Origin of the sequence: Corallococcus sp. CA047B, from assembly GCF_003612065.1 — a bacterium.
GTDB lineage: Bacteria > Myxococcota > Myxococcia > Myxococcales > Myxococcaceae > Corallococcus > Corallococcus praedator.
In genome coordinates this window covers 1-814 of the sequence record NZ_RAWD01000689.1, presented here as the reverse complement: position 1 = coordinate 814, position 814 = coordinate 1, and the positions used below count along the sequence as shown (strand labels likewise).

The window sequence follows — 814 nt, the reverse complement described above, 5'->3', positions numbered from 1 at the left end:
CCGTCAGGTGGTGGGCGGGGTGGGGGCCAGCTGGACGGTGTCACGGTGGGTGTCACTGGAGGCGGACACGCGGACCGCGTGGACTCGCTCGCCCGACGTGGAGGCGGCCCGCATGGTGTGGTCCGCGACGCTGGGACTGTCGGTACGGCAAACTGGTATCCTCTGAAGCTCCCCCATGGCGAAGCTCATCCTCCTGTCCGTCCTCATCGCCACCGTCGCGCTGCCCGGCGCGGCGGCGCGCGACGCGAATCCGTGGCGGGGGATGAAGAAAGCCATCTTGTGGGTGGCCCTCTTCAACGTGGCTTACGCATACGGCGTGCTCGTCCTCGTTCCCAGGTACGGGTTCGGGTGAGGGAAGGAAAGGCGTTCGACGTGATGGAGCTCCAACAGCTCACCGTCCTCCTCGTGGAGGACTCTCCGATGTTCCGCGTCATGCTGCGTGACATGCTCCAGGAAATGGGCGTGAAGAACGTGGTGGAGAAGCCCAACGGGAAGTCCGCCATGGAGTACCTCCAGGGCGAGGAGAAGCCCGACCTCGTGTGCCTGGACCTGACGTTGCCGGACGTGTCCGGCTACGACGTCTGCGAGCACATCCGCCGCACGCCCGCCATCGCGCACGTGCCGGTGCTGATGGTGAGCGCGCGCAACCTGCCGGAGGACAAGGCCTACGCGGAAGAGGCCGGCGCCAACGGCTACCTGGGCAAGCCCTTCACGCCGGAGGAGCTGGAGAAGCGCGTGCGCCAGGTCCTGAAGGCCGCGGTGCCCCGGAGCTCCATCTCGTGACGTCTCCCGCCCCCCGCACGCCCCACTCCGC

2 protein-coding genes are annotated in these 814 nt (G+C 67.9%); both read left to right on the top strand.

What is annotated here, in order from left to right; all coding sequences use genetic code 11:
* Positions 1-175: 175 nt before the first annotated feature.
* The gene (locus tag D7X74_RS43840; RefSeq protein WP_167508823.1) at positions 176-352 is read left to right on the top strand and encodes a hypothetical protein; all 177 of its coding nucleotides are present in this window, start codon (positions 176-178) and stop codon (positions 350-352) included.
* Positions 353-375: 23 nt separating this feature from the next.
* A complete protein-coding gene (gene epsW, locus D7X74_RS42195; protein ID WP_120538493.1) occupies positions 376-783 on the top strand; it encodes an exopolysaccharide biosynthesis response regulator EpsW in 408 nt (135 codons plus the stop codon).
* Positions 784-814 lie beyond the last annotated feature (31 nt).